15 protein-coding genes and 1 rRNA gene are annotated in these 17,361 nt (G+C 69.0%); 5 read left to right on the top strand and 11 right to left on the bottom strand.

The genetic code is table 11. The features are described from left to right. Positions 1 to 103: 103 nt before the first annotated feature. The 3 genes from IU449_RS24060 to IU449_RS24050 all read right to left on the bottom strand — a co-directional run bounded on the left by IU449_RS24060 (position 104) and on the right by IU449_RS24050 (position 4,771). Complete coding sequence (locus tag IU449_RS24060; protein WP_195004435.1) at positions 104 to 1,465, bottom strand: NCS2 family permease; 1,362 nt, start codon at positions 1,463 to 1,465, stop codon at positions 104 to 106. A gap of 137 nt (positions 1,466 to 1,602) precedes the next feature. After that, positions 1,603 to 4,170, bottom strand: a complete 2,568-nt coding sequence (glgP, locus tag IU449_RS24055) for an alpha-glucan family phosphorylase (RefSeq protein WP_195004434.1) — start codon at positions 4,168 to 4,170, stop codon at positions 1,603 to 1,605. 148 nt (positions 4,171 to 4,318) lie between these two features. Further along, positions 4,319 to 4,771: a VOC family protein gene (locus IU449_RS24050; RefSeq protein ID WP_195004433.1), complete on the bottom strand. Its 453-nt coding sequence runs from the start codon at positions 4,769 to 4,771 to the stop codon at positions 4,319 to 4,321. Between the two features lie 78 nt (positions 4,772 to 4,849). Here IU449_RS24050 and IU449_RS24045 point away from each other — a divergent pair, with 78 nt between their 5' ends. From IU449_RS24045 to glgB, 3 genes are all read left to right on the top strand, one after another. Beyond that, positions 4,850 to 5,449 carry a TetR/AcrR family transcriptional regulator gene (locus IU449_RS24045; protein WP_195004432.1) on the top strand — a complete coding sequence of 200 codons (600 nt, stop codon included), beginning with the start codon at positions 4,850 to 4,852 and terminating at the stop codon, positions 5,447 to 5,449. 191 nt (positions 5,450 to 5,640) lie between these two features. Next, positions 5,641 to 7,644: an alpha-1,4-glucan--maltose-1-phosphate maltosyltransferase gene (locus IU449_RS24040; RefSeq protein WP_324188406.1), complete on the top strand. Its 2,004-nt coding sequence runs from the start codon at positions 5,641 to 5,643 to the stop codon at positions 7,642 to 7,644. Between the two features lie 188 nt (positions 7,645 to 7,832). Then, positions 7,833 to 9,986, top strand: a complete 2,154-nt coding sequence (gene glgB / locus IU449_RS24035; protein ID WP_195004615.1) for a 1,4-alpha-glucan branching protein GlgB — start codon at positions 7,833 to 7,835, stop codon at positions 9,984 to 9,986. A gap of 298 nt (positions 9,987 to 10,284) precedes the next feature. Here the strand turns inward: glgB and IU449_RS24030 are convergent, their stop codons facing one another. The 3 genes from IU449_RS24030 to IU449_RS24020 all read right to left on the bottom strand — a co-directional run bounded on the left by IU449_RS24030 (position 10,285) and on the right by IU449_RS24020 (position 12,898). Continuing rightward, entirely contained in the window at positions 10,285 to 11,145 is an 861-nt protein-coding gene (locus IU449_RS24030) for a tetratricopeptide repeat protein (RefSeq protein ID WP_195004430.1), read from the bottom strand. Between the two features lie 61 nt (positions 11,146 to 11,206). Then, positions 11,207 to 11,599: a DUF3817 domain-containing protein gene (locus IU449_RS24025; RefSeq protein WP_195004429.1), complete on the bottom strand. Its 393-nt coding sequence runs from the start codon at positions 11,597 to 11,599 to the stop codon at positions 11,207 to 11,209. Between the two features lie 117 nt (positions 11,600 to 11,716). Beyond that, a complete protein-coding gene (locus IU449_RS24020; RefSeq protein WP_195004428.1) occupies positions 11,717 to 12,898 on the bottom strand; it encodes an acetyl-CoA C-acetyltransferase in 1,182 nt (393 codons plus the stop codon). Positions 12,899 to 13,085: 187 nt separating this feature from the next. Here IU449_RS24020 and mce point away from each other — a divergent pair, with 187 nt between their 5' ends. Both mce and IU449_RS24010 read left to right on the top strand, forming a co-directional pair. Further along, positions 13,086 to 13,529 carry a methylmalonyl-CoA epimerase gene (gene mce / locus IU449_RS24015; RefSeq protein WP_324188429.1) on the top strand — a complete coding sequence of 148 codons (444 nt, stop codon included), beginning with the start codon at positions 13,086 to 13,088 and terminating at the stop codon, positions 13,527 to 13,529. 86 nt (positions 13,530 to 13,615) lie between these two features. Next, positions 13,616 to 14,620, top strand: coding sequence for a hypothetical protein (locus IU449_RS24010; RefSeq protein WP_067863738.1), 1,005 nt, complete (start codon positions 13,616 to 13,618; stop codon positions 14,618 to 14,620). A 237-nt stretch (positions 14,621 to 14,857) separates the two neighbouring features. On the opposite strand, the gene IU449_RS24005 is transcribed toward IU449_RS24010, so the two are convergent. The 5 genes from IU449_RS24005 to rrf all read right to left on the bottom strand — a co-directional run bounded on the left by IU449_RS24005 (position 14,858) and on the right by rrf (position 17,358). Beyond that, on the bottom strand, positions 14,858 to 15,163 hold the full coding sequence (locus tag IU449_RS24005; protein ID WP_195004426.1) for an ATP/GTP-binding protein: 306 nt from the start codon (positions 15,161 to 15,163) through the stop codon (positions 14,858 to 14,860). A gap of 10 nt (positions 15,164 to 15,173) precedes the next feature. Further along, complete coding sequence (nucS, locus tag IU449_RS24000; protein WP_195004425.1) at positions 15,174 to 15,866, bottom strand: endonuclease NucS; 693 nt, start codon at positions 15,864 to 15,866, stop codon at positions 15,174 to 15,176. Positions 15,867 to 16,040: 174 nt separating this feature from the next. After that, on the bottom strand, positions 16,041 to 16,451 hold the full coding sequence (locus IU449_RS23995) for a PPOX class F420-dependent oxidoreductase (RefSeq protein ID WP_195004424.1): 411 nt from the start codon (positions 16,449 to 16,451) through the stop codon (positions 16,041 to 16,043). A gap of 149 nt (positions 16,452 to 16,600) precedes the next feature. Next, positions 16,601 to 17,080 carry a MarR family winged helix-turn-helix transcriptional regulator gene (locus IU449_RS23990; RefSeq protein WP_195004423.1) on the bottom strand — a complete coding sequence of 160 codons (480 nt, stop codon included), beginning with the start codon at positions 17,078 to 17,080 and terminating at the stop codon, positions 16,601 to 16,603. A gap of 161 nt (positions 17,081 to 17,241) precedes the next feature. Next, a 5S ribosomal RNA gene (gene rrf / locus IU449_RS23985) occupies positions 17,242 to 17,358 on the bottom strand. Positions 17,359 to 17,361 lie beyond the last annotated feature (3 nt).

Raw genomic sequence — 17,361 nt, 5'->3', positions numbered from 1 at the left:
GTGGAACCCCAATTCCCCCACCGGCGTATCCCGGTCCCCGCGCCAAGCCCTGCACGCGGCGCGGGGGCGCACCGGGAGCTCTCCCGTCGCTCCCCGGCGTGGATCACTCGGCCAGAAAGAAGAAGTAGCCGAGGAAAACCGCCAGCAACCCCCACATCACCGGGTGCACCTCCCTGAACCGGCCGCGCGCGGTCATCACGATCGGGTAGAAGATCATGCCCAGCGCCAGCCCGTTGGCGATCGAGTAGGTCAGCGGCATGATCACGATGGTGATGAACGCCGGGATCGAGTACTCGAACTCGTTCCATTCGATCTCGCCGAGCGCGCGCGCCATCAACACGCCGACCACGATCAGCGCGGGCGCGGTCACCTCGCCCGCGGCGGCCACCACCGAGAAGACCGGATAGCAGAACATCGCCGCCAGGAACCAGCCCGCGGTGGTCACCGCGCTCAAGCCCGTGCGCCCGCCCGCGCTGACACCGGCGGTGGACTCCACGTACGCCGTGGTCGTCGAGGTGCCGATGACCGCACCGGCCGCGGTGCCCACCGAGTCCGCGGCGAAGGCCTGCATGGCACGCGGCAGCCTGCCCTCCGGCGTCAGCAGCCCGGCCTGCTTGGCGACGCCGATCAGGGTGCCCGAGGCGTCGAAGAAGTCGACGAACAGCATGGTCAGAATGACGATCGCCATCTGTCCGGTGAAAGCGTCGGGCAGATGGATGATCGCCTGACCGAAGGTTTCCTCCAGCCCGCGCGGCAACGCGAACACCCCGCCGGGCAGATCCACCTGACCGGTGAGGACACCCAGCAGGGCGGTGAGCACGATGCCGTAGAGAACCGCGCCGTGCCAGCCTTTGACCAGGAAGACCACCGTCACGAGCAGCCCGAACAGGGCCAGCAGGGTCCGGGGCTCGGTGAAATCCCCCAGCTTCACGAAGGTGGCCTCGCTCGCCACGACGATCCCGGCGTTCTTGAACCCGAGGAACGCCACGAACAGGCCGATCCCCGCGCCGACGGCGAGCTTGAGCTGTAGCGGGATCGCGTCGAGAATCCGCTCGCGCACCTTGGTGACGGCGAGCACGAAGAAGATCACACCGGACAGGAACGTGCCCGACAGCGCGACCTGCCAGGGGATGCCCATCCCCAGCACCACCGAGAACGCGAAGAACGCGTTCAGGCCCATGCCGGGCGCCAGCGCGATCGGATACCTGGCCCACAGGCCCATCACCAACGTGCCGAACACCGCTGCCACCGCGGTCGCGGTGAACACCGCTTGCATCGGGATGCCCTGCTCGCCCAGCGCGCCCTCGTCGCCGAGAATGCTCGGGTTGACGGCCAGGATGTAGGACATCGCCAGGAACGTCACCGTGCCCGCCATGATCTCGCGGCGGTAGTTCGATCCGTTCTCGGTGACGCCGAAGTACTGATCGATGCGACCACGGCCGAGGGGCCGCGTCTCGATTGTCATTGCGCGTTCTCCGGTCGTCGTGAGGTACGGAAGGGCGCAACGGAGGTTAGCGGAGAATTATCCGGATCGTGCGGCCGACCGACCGCACTCGTGACCGTGCTCACCGGGGCGATCGCGGAGTGCGGCCGGTCCTGCTCTCAGGGCGCGGCGACCAGGCCCAGCTCCGCCTCCGACGCCAGCAACCGATGTCGCGGCAGCACCCGGACCGTGTAGCCGACCGCGCCCGAGCGCGACAGCGGCGTCCGCACGGTGAACACCTCGGCGCCGGAATCGCTTCCGGCGTGGCTCATCTCGACGGTCGTCACCTCGCCGAGATCGTCGCCCGCGTCCACGCGGCCGAGCACCGCCTGCACCACCACATCCGCGACGGCGAGACCGCCCAGATCCACTCGCGCGGTCAGCGACAGCGGCGCGCCGATGACCGGGGTGTCGGGCAGTCCGGCGCTGTCGACCTGGACGACCTTGACCGCTCCCCAGGCTCCCTCGATTCGCCTGCGGTACTCGGTGAGCGCCTCGGCGCCGGCGAAATCGTCGGCGCTGACCTGCCGGTAGGCCGCCGCCGCCCGGCTGTAGTACTCCACGGCGTAGTCGCGCACCATCCGCGAGGCCAGCACCTTCGGGCCCAGCGTCTGCAGGGTGTGGCGCACCATCTCCACCCAGCGCACGGGCAGCCCGGCGTCGTCGCGGTCGTAGAACCGCGGGGCCACCGACCGCTCGACGAGGTCGTAGAGCGCGGCGGCCTCGAGGTCGTCGCGGCGCTGTTCGTCGCGCACGCCGTCGGCGGTGGGGATCGCCCAGCCGTTCTCGCCGTCGTACATCTCATCCCACCAGCCGTCCCGGATGGACAGGTTGAGTCCGCCGTTGAGCGCGGACTTCATCCCCGAGGTGCCACAGGCCTCGAGCGGACGCAGCGGATTGTTCAACCACACATCGCAACCCCAGTACAGGTACCTGGCCATGGACATGTCGTAGTCGGGCAGGAAGACGATGCGGTGCCGCAACTGCGGGTCGTCGGCGAAGCGCACGACCTGCTGGATCAGCGCCTTGCCGCCGTCGTCGGCGGGGTGGCTCTTGCCCGCGACCACCAACTGCACCGGCCGCTCGGGGTCGAGCAGCAGTGCGCGCAGCCGTTCGGGATCGCGCAGCATCAGGGTGAGCCGCTTGTAGGTCGGCACCCGGCGCGCGAAGCCGACGGTGAGTACGTCCGGGTCGAACACCTCGTCGATCCAGCCCAGCTCGGCTTCGGCGGCGCCGCGTTCCAGCCACGAGGCCCGCAGCCTGCGACGCACTTCCCGCACCAGCGTGGCTCGCAGGACATTGCGGGTGGACCAGAGTTCACCGAGATCGACCTCGCGCAGTTGCTCCCAGCCGCGTCCCTCCTCGGCGAGTTCGGGCCCGACCAGGTCGCGCGCTTTCTCCACCCATTCCCTGGCCGCCCACGTCGGCGCGTGCACGCCGTTGGTGACCGAACCGATCGGCACCTCCTCGGGATCGAATCCCGGCCAGAGCGCCGCGAACATGCTCCGGCTCACCTCGCCGTGCAGGCGTGAGACGCCGTTCGCGCGTTGCGCCAGGCGCAGCCCCATGTGCGCCATGTTGTAGACCGAGGGATCGGCCTCGCGCCCGAGCGCCAGGATGCGGTCCACCGACAGCCCGGGCAGCAGGGGCGATTCCGCCTCCCCGTGCCCGCCGCCGAAGTAGCGGCGCACCATCGGCATCGGGAACCGGTCGATCCCCGCGGGGACCGGGGTATGCGTGGTGAACACCGTCGCCGCTCGCACCACGGTCGATGCGGTGTCGAAATCCATGCCCCCCGCCACATATTCGCGGATGCGCTCCACACCGAGGAAGCCCGCGTGCCCCTCGTTCATATGGAAGACCTCCGGGTCCGGCAGCCCCTCGGCGCGGGTGTAGGCGCGCACCGCCCGCACCCCGCCGATGCCGGCCAGGATCTCCTGCTTGATGCGATGGTCCTGGTCGCCGCCGTAGAGCCGATCGGTCACCGCGCGCAGGTCCGCGTCGTTCTCGGTGATGTCGGAGTCCAACAGCAGCAACGGCACCCGCCCGACCTGGGCGATCCACACCCGCGCGCGCAGCACCCGGCCGTCGGGCATCGCCACGTGCACCAGCACCGCCGAGCCCTCGCTGGTGAGCAGGCGCAAGGGCAGGCCCTGCGGGTCGAGCGCGGGATAGTGCTCGATCTGCCAGCCGTCGGCCGACAGCGACTGCCGGAAGTACCCGGACCGGTACAGCAGCCCGACGCCGATCAGCGGCAGTCCCAGGTCGGAGGCGGCTTTGAGATGATCGCCCGCCAGGATGCCCAGACCGCCGGAGTAGTTCGGCAGCACTTCGCTGACACCGAACTCCATCGAGAAGTAGGCGATACCGCGTACCCCGTCCTCGCGGCCCTGCCGCTGGAACCAGGTCGCGGCGCCGAGGTAGTCCCGCAGGTCCGCTGCGGCCGCGTCCACCTGCGCGAGGTACTCGGGATCGGCGGCGAGCTCGTCGAGCCGGGCGGCGGGCACCTCACCGAGGATGCGCACCGGATCATGGCCGACCTCACGCCACAGCCGCGGGTCGATGGCGGCGAAGACGTCCTGTGTCGGCGGATGCCAGGACCACCGCAGATTCGTGGACAACTCACCCAGTGCCGCCAAACGCTCGGGCAGATGAGCACGGACAGTGAACCGACGCAATGCCTTCACTCCGGGAACCCTACCGAACGCCGCGCCGCTCGGCCGCCTGGACGCTCGAGCCCTCGGCCACCCCTCGTCCACCCCCACGCCCTACCCTTGGTCACCCCGGCGATCGGCCGTCGTCCATCCCGTCCCTCCGTCGCCCCGGCGACGTGGTTCACCGGTCGGCGAACTGCTCGGTGGCGTACTCGGCGCTGAACTGATCGGCGTACTCCGCGCTCGGCGGGATCTGCGTGATCATGTCGATCAGCACGCCACTCGGGTCGGCGACGATGAAGTGGCGTTGGCCGAAGTCCTCGCTCCTGATCTCGAGTTCGGCGCGCAGTCCGCCCCGCACGACCAAGCGCTCCCATTCCGCGTCGACGTCGTCGACCTCGAAGTTCAGCAGCAGTCCCTGCACCGGCTTGCGGTAGGCCGACGGCACCGTCGGGTGGGTGTGGTCGAGCAGGGCGAGCTCGTATTCGGGCTCGTCGGCGCCGCCGGGGCGGCGCATGCTGACGTACCAGTCCGCCTCGAAGGTGATCTCGAAGCCGAGCCACTGGGTGTAGAAGTCGCGCGATTGCGCGATGTGGGTGGTGCCGATGACGGGGTAGAAGCTGCCGAGTTTCATGTCCAACCCTTTCGCGTACCGATGGTATGTGAAGTAAGCTAGTTCACATACCGATGGAATGTCAACGAGAGGTTTCCCATGCCGAGCACCGTGCGCACCCAGCAGCGCGAACAGACCCGCCGCGCGCTGCTGCGCGAGAGCAGGCGCCTGTTCGCCGCGAAAGGCTTCGGCGCCGTTGGTCTCTCGGAGATCGTCGCGGCGACAGGTGTCACCAAGGGCGCGCTCTACCACAACTTCGCCGGCAAGACCGACCTGTTCCGCGCGGTCCTGGAGCAGGTGCAGCACGAGGTCGGCGAGCGGGTCGCCGAAGCCGCCGACCCCGCCTCGGACGCCTGGACCCAGCTGGTCTCCGGATGCGAGGCGTTCCTCGCCATCTGCACCGACCCCGCGATCCAGCGCATCATGCTGATCGACGGCCCCGCGGTGCTCGGCTGGCACGAATGGCGGGCACTCGACGAGGCCAACTCCGCCCGGCATCTCGGCGAGGCTCTGCGACTCCTGGTCGACACGGGCGTGCTCGCACCGCAGCCGATCGCCCCGCTCACCCACCTGCTCTCCGGCGCGATGAACGAGGCCGCGCTCTGGCTCGCCACCGCCTCCGAGCCCGACGCGCTCGACCAGACCACGACCGCCTTGCGCGCACTGCTCGAGGGGCTGCGCGACCAGCAGGCGCGCTGAGAACCGATCCACCGGCCGACGCTCGGTCGGATGAGCACGGACAGTGAACCGACGCGATGCCCGCACCGGCTGGACCCCACACAGGCTCCCGCCTCGCGCCGACCAGGAAACTACGTCTCAACAGGCACGACCGCCACCCCCCTCGCCGTCACAGTCCTCGCCACCGGAGATCGTCCAGTAGGTTGGTGCACGTGACCGGCCGCATCGCCATCGATGACACTGCTCCCTCGATCCCCGGTGGTTTTCCGGCCAAGGCTGTGGTGGGCGAGGTGTTCCCGGTGCGCGCCGTGGTGTGGCGCGAGGGACACGACGCCGTCTCGGCGAATCTGACCGTGCGCGCGCCCGGCGCGAACCGCCCGACCCGCATCAGGATGACCCCCGCCGCCGAGCCGGATGTGTTCGACGCCACCTTCGTCCCCAACGCATCGGGACTGTGGACCGTGCGCGTGGAGGGCTGGAGCGATCCCATCGCGACCTGGCGCCATGCCGTGGAGGCCAAGCTGTCGGTCGGCCAGAGCGCCGCCGACCTGGCCAACGACCTCGAGAACGGCGCGCGGTTGTTCGAACGCGCCGCTCGCGCGGTACGCAAAGCCGAGTTCGAGAAGCTGCGGGCGGTCGCGGCCGCCCTGCGCAGCGATGAGCAGCTGCCGGCCCGCGTCGCGCCCGCCTTCGCCGAGGAGATCGGCGAGATCCTGCGGGTGAGCCCGCTGCGCGAGCTGGTGACCCGCGGCCCGGCGCATCACGTGCAGGTCGAGCGCACGCGGGCGCTCTTCGGCTCCTGGTACGAGTTCTTCCCGCGCTCCACCGGGGGTCGCGACGCCGACGGCACACCCGTGCACGGCACGTTCGCCACCGCCGCCGCCGAACTGCCGCGTATCGCGCGCATGGGCTTCGACGTGGTGTACCTGCCGCCGATCCATCCGATCGGGGAGGTGAATCGCAAGGGCCCCAACAACTCCCTGGTCGCCGGGCCGGGCGATGTCGGCTCGCCGTGGGCGATCGGCTCGAAGGACGGCGGCCACGACGCCGTCCATCCGGCGCTGGGCACCGAGTCCGATTTCGCCGCGTTCGTCGCCACCGCCGACGAGCTCGGCCTCGAAGTCGCCCTCGACCTGGCCCTGCAGTGCGCCCCCGACCATCCGTGGGTGGCCGCGCACCCGGAGTGGTTCACCACCTTGCCCGACGGCACCATCGCCTACGCCGAGAACCCGCCGAAGAAATACCAGGACATCTACCCGATCGACTTCGACAACGACCCCGACGGCCTCTACGCCGAGATCCTGCGGGTCGTGCGGCACTGGATCGGGCTGGGCGTCACGATCTTCCGCGTCGACAACCCGCACACCAAGCCCGCCGACTTCTGGGAATGGCTGATCGCCGCGGTGCGCAAGGACAGCCCCGAGGTCGTGTTCCTCTCCGAGGCGTTCACCCGCCCGGCCCGGCTCTACGGCCTGGCCCGGCGCGGATTCAGCCAGTCCTACACCTATTTCACCTGGCGGGTGGCCAAGTGGGAGCTCACCGAGTTCGGCGAGGAACTGGCCGCCAAGGCCGACGAGGCGCGCCCGAATCTGTTCGTGAACACCCCCGACATCCTGCACGAGAGCCTCCAGCACGGCGGTCCGGGCATGTTCGCCATCCGCGCGGCGCTCGCCGCCACCCTCTCCCCCACCTGGGGCGTCTACTCCGGTTTCGAGCTCTTCGAGCACCAGGCCGTGCGACCGGGTAGCGAGGAATACCTGGACTCGGAGAAATACGAACTGCGCCCGCGCGATTTCGTCGGCGCACTCGACCGAGGCGAATCGCTGGAACCCTGGTTGACCCGGCTCAACGAGATCCGTCGCGCACACCCCGCGCTGCAACAGTTGCGCTGCCTGCACTTCCACCACATCGACAACGACGCCCTGATCGCCTACTCCAAGTTCGACCCGATCGGCGGCGACGCCGTGCTCGTCATCGTCAACCTGAACCCCTACAGCGCCGAGGAGGGCTTCCTGTCCCTCGACCTGCCCGCGATCGGCCGCGAATGGCACGATCATCCCGTCGTGCGCGACGAGGTCAGCGGCGAGGAATGGCATTGGGGTCAGACCAATTGGGTGCGCCTGGACCCGGCACACGCGGTCGCGCACATCGTCGCCCTGCCACCGGTCCCCGCCTCCGCCCGCGCGGCACTGTCCTATCGGAGGAGTCTGCATTGAGCGCCAAGGAGCCCGACCCGGACACGACCACCCCCGCCTCGCCCGACACCGCGCCCAGCACGCGTGGTGGCGGGCCGGATGCGAGCGGCACCCGCACGGACAACGCGAACGGCGCTGACGACGTCGGCGTGTCGAACGGCGTACTCCCGCCCGACCGGAGCCGGCCGCTGGTCGAAACGCGCGACCTCATGCTGCTGGCCGCGGGCACGCACCGCGACCCGCACACTGTGCTCGGCGCGCACCCCCATCCGGACGGAACCGTCGTGCGGGTCCTGCGCCCGCATGCCGAGTCCGTCCGGGTGCGTGTCGGCGGCACGAACCATCCGCTCGAGGACCACCCGCTCGAGTTCCTCGGCTACGACATGTTCGCCGCCGTCCTGCCCTACCCGGAGCTGATGGACTACCGGGTCGTCACCGCGTACCCGGGCGGTGGCGCCGTCGTGGCCGCCGACGGCTACCGCTTCCTACCCACGCTCGGCGAGTTCGACCTGCACCTGATCGGCGCGGGCCGCCACGAGCATCTGTGGCAGGTACTCGGCGCGCACCCGCGCCGCTACGAAACCCTCGACGGCGCGGTGGCGGGCACGTCCTTCGCGGTGTGGGCGCCCGCCGCCCGCGGCGTCACGGTGTTCGGCGACTTCGACGGCTGGGGCGGCCGCACCGCACCGATGCGAGCGCTGGGCACCTCGGGTGTCTGGGAGGTGTTCGTTCCCGACGTCGGTCCGGGCACCAAGTACAAGTACCGGGTGCACGGCGTGGACGGTCGCGTGGTCGACCACGCCGACCCGCTGGCCTTCGCCACCGAGATCCCGCCGCGCACCGCCTCGGTCGTCACCGAGAGCGCCTACGTCTGGAACGACGAGCAATGGCTCGACCAGCGCCGCGCCGGCGATCCGACCCGGTCACCGATGAGCGTCTACGAGGTGCATCTGGGTTCCTGGCGCCCCGGCCTTGATTACCGGGAGCTGGCGCGGCAACTGGCCGACTACGTCCGCGAGACCGGATACACCCACGTCGAACTGCTGCCGGTCGCCGAGCATCCGTTCGGTGGTTCCTGGGGCTATCAGGTCACCTCCTACTACGCCCCCACCGCCCGCTTCGGCTCCCCCGACGACTTCCGCGCCTTCGTCGACCACCTGCACGGCGCGGGCATCGGCGTCCTGCTCGACTGGGTGCCCGCGCACTTCCCGCGCGACGAATGGGCGCTGGCCCGCTTCGACGGCACCCCACTCTACGAGCACGCGGACCCCCGGCGCGGTGAACAACCCGACTGGGGCACCTACGTCTTCGACTTCGGCCGCAACGAGGTCCGCAACTTCCTCATCGCCAACGCCCGCTACTGGATCGAGGAATTCCACATCGACGGCCTGCGCGTGGACGCCGTCGCCTCGATGCTCTACCTGGACTACTCACGCGGCGGCGACTGGGAACCCAACATCCACGGCGGCCGGGAGAACCTGGAGGCCGTCGCCTTCCTGCGCGAACTCAACGAGACGGTGCATCGGGCGCATCCGGGCGTGGTCACCGTCGCCGAGGAGTCCACCACCTGGCCCGGCGTCACCCGCGGCGCCGATGTCGGCGGCCTGGGATTCACCATGAAGTGGAACATGGGCTGGATGCACGACACCCTGGGCTTCCTCGGACGCGACCCGATCCATCGGGCCTGGCACCACCACGAGATCACCTTCTCGATGGTGTACGCGTGGAGCGAGAACTACGTGCTGCCCATCAGCCACGACGAGGTGGTGCACGGCAAGGGCACGCTGTGGAGCCGGATGCCCGGCGACGATTTCGCCAAATCGGCGGGCGTGCGCGCGCTGCTGGCCTACATGTGGGCCCACCCCGGCAAGCAATTGCTGTTCATGGGCCAGGATTTCGGCCAGTACCGCGAATGGTCACACGATCGCGGGCTGGACTGGGAAGAGCTGGGCAATCCGCTGCACCGCGGCATCGCCACGGCGGTGCGCGACCTCAACCGCGTCTATCGCGCCACCCCCGCGCTGTGGAGCCAGGACACCACCCCCGGCGGCTACGCCTGGATCGAGGCCGACGACCGCGAGCACAATGTCCTGGCCTTCCTGCGCTACGGCTCGGACGGCTCGATGGTGGCCTGCGTGTTCAACTTCTCCGGCTCGACGCACGGCGAGTACCGGCTCGGCCTGCCGGTGGCCGGTGAATGGACCGAGATCGTCAATACCGACGCCGTCGAATACGGCGGTTCGGGAATCGGCAACCTGGGCGCGGTCCACACCGAGGACGTGCGTCGGCACGGTCGCCCGTTCTCGGCGACGGTCGCGCTCGCGCCGAACAGCGCTGTCTGGCTGGCGGGCCCGCGCCCCTGATCCGCGCCACGCGCATCGGCTCGTCGGATCGGCCCGCTGGTTCGCGGCGGGTGACCCGCGCCCATCCGCCCCGGTCCCGCACGTCGCCTCGGCGAAGTCCGCGCGGCCCGGTCGGTGGGGAAGCGCAGGTGCCGCCCTGGCGTCGCGAGGCGGTCCACCCACCGACCGGCGCCCCCCTGTTCTGGCGGTCCCGATCGGTCGACTCCGTCCGTCAGGACGGCGATCCGCGGCCCTGACGGATGGTTCGGTGCTCGGGTTCGGCGCGGTGGATCGGTCCGGGCGCCTGCGACGGGCGCGCTCAGTACAGCGCGGCCGCCAGCCGACGACGGGCCGCGACCACGAAGGGCTCGGCCTGGTCGAAGAGTTCGAACAGTTCGAGCAGGTGGGTGCGCGCCTTGGTCCTGTCGTCGCCCGCGGTCCGCTTGACCACCGCGATCAGCCGGTCGAAGGCGGCCTCCACCCGCTGGCCGAGCAGTTCCAGATCGGCCGCGGCGATGGCCGCGTCCACGTTCGAGGGATCGGCGTCCGCGGTCTGGATCGCCGACTCGGGCACCTGCTGGGCCCGGGCCAGGAATTTCAGCTGCCGCAGCGCGGCCTTGGCCTCGGTGTTGTTCGGCTCGGCGGCGAGGATCGCCTCGTAGGCGGCCTCCGCGGCGTCGAAGTCACCGCGCTCGAGCGCGTCCTCGGCGGCCACGAAGCGCGGGTCCTCTTGCTCCGGCGCCTCGGCAGCGGCGCCCTCGAGCTTGCCCGCGACGGCGTCGACCACCGCGTCGAGCCACTGACGGACCTGCACCTCCGGCTGCGCGCCCTCGAAATCGGCCAGCGGCTGACCCGCGGCGATCGCGATCACGGTCGGGATGCCCTGCACCCGCAGCGCCTGCGCGATGCGCATATTCGCCTCGGCCTCGACCGTGGCCAGCGCCCAGGAGCCGCCGTCGGCCTCGACCAGGCGTTGCAGAGTCCGTACCAGCTCGACGCTGCCCGGACTGCGTTGGGAGTACAACGCGACAACCACCGGCACCTGCATGGACCGGTGCAGCACCTTAACCTCGAAATCGACTTCCGAGACGGCGTGGTCACCACCGGGTGCGCCGCCGCCGGATGCTCCGGGGGCGGCGGGCGGCTGCTTCAGGCTGGACAGATCCACCGCTCCTGACATGGCGGCGGCGACTGCTGGCGAAGGACGACGTGCGGCTGGTCGAGTCACGGTTCCCAGTTTGTCACGAAGACGCGCGCGCGGGGGCAGTCGCGTCCGTGGATTTCGCGATGGCCGACGCCCCCGCGGCGGGCGCGCCGAGCTTGCCGGTGCGCACGGCCCAGACCTCGAAGAGCACCGTGAAGAACGGCGGAATGCTCGACGCCAGCGCCAGCAGGGTGGTCTTCCAGTTCCACTCGAACTCGCGCGCGGTGAGCAGCGCGGTCAGCACGAACATCACGAAGATCGCGCCGTGCACGGGGCCGAAGATTTTCACGCCGATCTCGTTGCTCTCGGCGGGCAGGTACTTGAACGCCATGCCGGTCAGCAGACCCAGCCAGGACAGGGCTTCGAGTACGGCGAACAGACGGAACCTACCGGCGACGGTGCGCGGGTCGAAAGAGGCCATGGCGACCATTGTGCCGTATCAACTACGTGAGGTCGTAGTCGATCCGGTCACACCGGACAGTTCGGACGCCTACCCGGGGTGACCGGCCGAATCACCGAATCTCTGCGCTCGGGAAACCTTCGGCGATCAGGGCACCTTGACGATCAGCGCGTCGCCCTGGCCACCGCCACCACACAGCGCGGCCGCACCGATACCGCCACCGCGCCGCTTCAGTTCCAGCGCCAGGTGCAACAGGATGCGCGCGCCGGACATGCCCAGCGGGTGCCCGATCGCGATCGCGCCGCCGTTGACGTTCACCTTCGCCGGATCGATGCCCAGCTTGCGAGTGGAGGCGATACCGACCGCCGCGAACGCCTCGTTGATCTCCACCAGATCCAGATCCGCGGGAGAGATGCCCTGCTTGGCGCAGGCCTTGGCGATGGCGTTGGCCGGCTGGTCCTGCAGCGTCGAATCCGGCCCCGCCACCACGCCGGCGGCGCCGATCTCGGCGATCCAGCTCAGGCCGAGCTGCTCGGCCTTCTCCTTGCTCATCACGACCACCGCGGCCGCGCCGTCGGAGATCTGCGAGGCCGAGCCCGCGGTGATGGTGCCGTCCTTGCGGAACGCCGGGCGCAGCGCGGCCAGCGATTCGGCCGTCGTGTCGGCGCGGACCCCTTCGTCGCCGGTGACGAACACCGGGTCGCCCTTGCGCTGCGGCACCGCCACCGGCACCACCTCGTAGTCGAAGACGCCGTTCTTCCACGCCTGTGCCGCGCGCTGGTGCGAAGCCGCGGCGAACGCGTCCTGCTCCTCGCGGCTGATCGGGTCGCGATCGTTGCCCTGCTCGGTCAGCAGACCCATCGCCTGATCGGTGAAGATGTCGTACAGGCCGTCGTGGGCCATGTGGTCACGCAGGTTCACATCGCCGTACTTGAACCCCTCGCGGCTCTTCTCCAGCAGATGCGGCGCCTGGCTCATCGATTCCTGGCCACCCGCCACGATGATCTCGTGCTCACCGGCGCGGATCAGCTGATCGGCCAGCGCGATGGCGTTGATGCCCGACAGGCACACCTTGTTCAGGGTCAGCGCTGGCACATCCATCGGGATGCCGCCTGCCACCGCGGCCTGCCGCGCCGGGATCTGCCCCGCGCCCGCGGTCAGCACCTGCCCCATGATCACGTACTCCACCAGCTCCGGCGCCACGCCGCCTTTTTCCAGAGCGGCCTTGATGGCGAACCCGCCGAGGTCCGAGCCGGAGAAGGTCTTCAGGCCGCCGAGCAGCCGGCCGACCGGCGTACGGGCGCCGGAGACGATGACGGAAGTGGTCACGACGAGCCTCGCATTCTCCACGGCCGCACCGGTGCGTGGCGGGCCGGATATCAAGAAGATCGATGTCAACGGGTTTCTACCCCACGGTAGCCGGTCGCCCGGACCGGACATCGCGCAGGTGGAGCGCTACCGTCGAAGGGTGAGCAACGCTGACAAGTCCGCTGAGACTGCCGAAACTTCCACCTTCATCCCCGGCGACTACGTGGTGGCCGTCGACCACGTCGGTGTGGCCGTGCCCGATCTGGATACCGCGATCGCCTGGTACGCGGAGAATCTCGGCATGATCGAGACCCACCGGGAGATCAACGAGGCCCAGGGCGTGCACGAGGCGATGCTGTCGCTGCCCGGTGCCCCCGACGGCGCCACCGCCCTGCAGTTGCTGGCGCCGCTGGACGAATCCTCCACCATCGCCAAATTCATCGATCGCAGCGGACCGGGCCTGCAGCAACTGGCCTACCGCGTTACCGATATCGACGCCGTCTCGACCTATCTGCGCGAGCGCGGACTGCGTTTGCTGTACGAGGCCCCGCGCCGAGGTACCGCCGATTCCCGCATCAATTTCATCCACCCGAAGGATGCTGGAGGTGTGCTGGTCGAGTTGGTCGAACCCAACCCCGAGGTTACGCACTAGTATCGCGGTCGGAGCAGGGAAAGTCGGCCGGTTCACATTCGCGGTCGAGTCACCATCGGCCGCGAACAGGCTGTAGTTTGTGTGCCATGTCGTCACCTGAGTCCGATCGCAATCGCTTCGTCGCGTTGCCCTTCACCGTTGTGCGGAAGGGCTATGCGCAAGACGAGGTGCGTAATTATTTCGACCGCTTCGACGCCGAACTGAGGGTCACGGCCACCGACCGCGACGCCGCCGCGGCGCAGGCACGCAACCTGGCCGCGCAGCTCGAGGACGCGCGGGACGAGATCGACGAACTCCGCAAGGAGGTCGATCGCCTCTCGGTCCCGCCGACCACGGCCGAAGGCATGTCCGACCGTATCTCCCGCATGCTGCGGCTGGCCTCCGACGAGGCCAGCGAGGTCAGGGCCCTGGCCCAGGCCGAGGCCGCCGAGATGGTGTCCATCGCCGAGCAGCAGGCCGCCGAGATGCGCGGCAAGTACGAGTCGCTGCTGTCGGAGACGAAGGAAAAGCGCGAAGCGCTCGAGATCGAGTACGAGCAGACCCTCGCCAACGCGCGCACCGAGTCGGCGAAGATCATCGAAGCGGCCCAGGCCGAGTCCGAGCGCATCCTCAAGGAGGCCGAAGCCAAGCGCAAGGCCGCGCAGCAGGACTTCGAGGTCACCATGTCCGAGCGGCGCACCAAGCTCACCCGCCAGATGGAGGAGCTCGAGGCCACCAGCCGGGCCGAGGCCGCGCAGCGGATCAAGGACGCCACCGACGAGGCCAACCGCCTCATCACTTCGGCGACCCAGACCTCCGAGCGCAAGATCGCCCACGCCAAGGAACTCGCCGAGGAGATGCGCGTGCTGCGCGGCCGGGTGCTCGCCCAGCTGCTCGGTATCCGCGGTCAGCTCGACTCGGTTCCCGCGATGCTGGCGGCGGTCAACCGGGAGAGCGAACTGCTCGACGGCGTGCCGGAGCAGCGCAAGATCGGCGGCGGTCCGTCCAAGTCGGTCGGCTCCCGCACCACCAAGGCGATCCCGGAGGCCACCGCCGACGACGACGAGGACATCGAAGCCGACGAGCGCGAAGCCGCCGATATCGCCAACTGACCTCGGATCACCCCGAAAGGCGACGACGCGGTCTCTCCACCAGTTCAGCCCGAAGGCCGCCCCCGATGACCGGGGGCGGCCTTTCTCGTCGCTGATCCCGCGGCGCGATCCGCATCAGGGAGTCTGTATGAGGGTGTCTGTACGGCGATCCGCAGTCCGCGCAGTCGGCCGGGAGCTGCGCGTCAGGCGACCGAGTGGCCGCACGTCGGCACCGGTTCTCGGTGCGCCCGGCTCCGCTCAGGACCAGCGGCGGGTGATACGGCGTGTGTGCCTGCCGTTCCAGCACCCCCGATGCCAGTGCCTGCGGTCCTCTTCCCCGCCGAGTCGCGGCCACGCGACGATATGCGCCACCCCGGGTACGATCTCGTGATCACAGCCCGGGCAACGGTAGGTCTTCAGCGCGCGAGCCGCCGGAATGGTGCGCACCGAATATTCCTCGTCGCCCCCCGGGCCGAGCTCGATCGAGCCGAAGACGTCCGACAACGGCCGGCTGCCGTCCGAACGTCCCGCTCGGCGATCGGTACGAGAATTGCGGCGCGACACGCCACCAAGCCTAGAACAACCGGAATTCGTTGCTCTCCGTGCCACGCAGCGCGTCGTAATCGAGTGTGAGGCAACGGATGCCCCGATCCTGCGCGAGCGTGCGAGCCTGCGGTTTGATCTGCTGGGCCGCGAACACCCCCGTCACCGGTGCCAGCAGCGGATCACGGTTCAGCAGTTCGAGATAGCGCGTCAGCTGCTCGACTCCGTCGATCTCGCCGCGTCGCTTGATCTCCACGGCCACCGTCGCGCCGTTCTCGTCGCGGCACAGCAGGTCCACCGGCCCGATGGCCGTCATGTACTCCCGGCGGATCAGCGTGTAGCCGGCCCCGAGGGTCTGCACGTGCTCGGCCAGAAGTTCCTGCAGGTGCGCTTCGACGCCGTCCTTCACCAGGCCGGGATCGACCCCGAGTTCGTGCGAGGAATCGTGTTCGATGTCCTCGATGGTGATGCGCAGTTCCTCGCCCGCCTTGTTGGTCACCACCCACAGCGCCTTGGCCGCTTCCGGCACCTCCACCGCGGCGATATCGCGCTCGTCCAGCCAGCAGGGCGGGCTCATCCAGTTGAGAGGCTTGTAGGACCCGCCGTCGGAATGCACCAGCACCGAACCGTCGGCCTTGATGAGAAGGAGTCTGCGGGCCATCGGCAGGTGAGCGGTCAACCGACCGACGTAATCGACCTGGCAACGAGCAATCACGAGGCGCACCGGGAAGAGTGTAGGGCCTGGGCGCGCCCGAGCTGTCGCCCGGCCCGGGGCGAGGCGACAGCTCAGTGCCCGAACAGCCTCGAGCGGTAGAACCACGGAGCCGAGCCGGGCACAGCCGCATCAGTTGCGGGGCAGCACGATACGTAGCGGCACAGTGCCCGACATGGTTCGGCCCTACTCCGACGGATCGGGGAGCGAGAATCCGGTGATCTTGTGGGGTTTCACCCGGACGATGATCCGGCGGACGTGGCCGGGCTCGACAGGCGGATTCTGTCCGAGGTATTTGTGGGACAGCATGCGGGGCAAGGACTTGTCGGGGTCATCGACGAGTTCGGCGGTGCCCTGGATGTCGATGGATCTGTAGGGGTTCGCCGAATCGAAGACCGTGATCCCGATTCGCCCGTCCCTGGCGAGGTTCCGTACCTTGCGACGACCGGCCGTCGAGGAGAACAGCACCGCCTCGCCGTCGCGCGCGATCCAGACCACCGAGGTGTGCGGACTTCCATCCGGCTCGATGGTCGCCACCGTGGCGAAGTTCTTCCCGTCCAGCAATTCCCGGGTCGCCTCGTCCATTCGGACAGTCATGATGTGCTCCGCTCTCGTCTACTCCGATTGCTCGGGCATGGCCACGACACGACGGTCGACGAGACGATCTCGAACAACGTCGGCGCGGCGACCTCTCGAACAGAACGAACTTTAACAGATAGTTGAAAAGCAGACCATCCGCATAGCTACTACTTTCGCGGGCGGCGTACCGCGGATGGCGCTTCCGGCGCGGCGGCCAGATGCCCTTCGGCCAACCGCCGCAGTGCCCGCAACAACGCCTCCCGCTCGTCGGTGGGCAGCGAGTCGAGCACCGCGCCGTGCACACTGTCGACAATCTGCTGACTGCGCGCCGCGAGCTCCTCACCCTTCTCGGTGACAGCGATGATCCTGGCCCTGCGATCGACGGCAGACGGCCGGCGTTCGGCCAGCCCGGCCTCCTCCAGCGCATCGACAGTTCCCACCATCGTGGTCTTGTCCATATCACCGATCGCCGCCAATTGCGCCTGCGTGCGCTCTTCCTCCAAGGCATGGACCAGCACGCAGTGCATGCGTGCGGTGAGGCCGACCTCGGCAAGAGCCGCAGCCATCCGACCGCGCAGAACATAACCGGTGTGGTCCAGCAGGAACGACAGATCCGGTTCGGTGCGCCGGGGTGGCATAGCGGTCATGCCCTCATATTAGTTTCGTTACGGATAGTCTCCAGCGGCATCGACCGCGAGGATGCGGAAGGCCGCGACAACGTCGGAATTCGCCAGGTAGTCACGACGCATCCCATTTCCCGAATACGCCGAAGGCCCCCAACAGTGTTGGGGGCCTTCGGGAAAGGATGTTCCGGCGGTGTCCTACTCTCCCACACCCTGTCGAGTGCAGTACCATCGGCGCAGGTGGCCTTAGCTTCCGGGTTCGGAATGGGACCGGGCGTTTCCCCACCGCTATGACCGCCGTAACT

It is taken from the genome of Nocardia higoensis (assembly GCF_015477835.1).
GTDB classification, from domain to species: Bacteria; Actinomycetota; Actinomycetes; order Mycobacteriales; family Mycobacteriaceae; genus Nocardia; species Nocardia higoensis_A.
Note: the sequence above shows the minus strand (reverse complement) of the source record. Positions and strands in the feature narration are given on the sequence as shown.

Bases quoted from the DNA above. Each gene is read 5' to 3' on its own strand.
- IU449_RS23990 (WP_195004423.1), bottom strand. From the start codon at position 17,080: ATGACCGCTATGCCACCCCGGCGCACCGAACCGGATCTGTCGTTCCTG.
- IU449_RS24050 (WP_195004433.1), bottom strand. From the start codon at position 4,771: ATGAAACTCGGCAGCTTCTACCCCGTCATCGGCACCACCCACATCGCG.
- IU449_RS24045 (WP_195004432.1), top strand. From the start codon at position 4,850: ATGCCGAGCACCGTGCGCACCCAGCAGCGCGAACAGACCCGCCGCGCG.
- IU449_RS24030 (WP_195004430.1), bottom strand. From the start codon at position 11,145: ATGTCAGGAGCGGTGGATCTGTCCAGCCTGAAGCAGCCGCCCGCCGCC.
- glgB (WP_195004615.1), top strand. From the start codon at position 7,833: ATGCTGCTGGCCGCGGGCACGCACCGCGACCCGCACACTGTGCTCGGC.
- IU449_RS23995 (WP_195004424.1), bottom strand. From the start codon at position 16,451: ATGACTGTCCGAATGGACGAGGCGACCCGGGAATTGCTGGACGGGAAG.
- IU449_RS24025 (WP_195004429.1), bottom strand. From the start codon at position 11,599: ATGGTCGCCATGGCCTCTTTCGACCCGCGCACCGTCGCCGGTAGGTTC.
- IU449_RS24010 (WP_067863738.1), top strand. From the start codon at position 13,616: ATGTCGTCACCTGAGTCCGATCGCAATCGCTTCGTCGCGTTGCCCTTC.
- IU449_RS24060 (WP_195004435.1), bottom strand. From the start codon at position 1,465: ATGACAATCGAGACGCGGCCCCTCGGCCGTGGTCGCATCGATCAGTAC.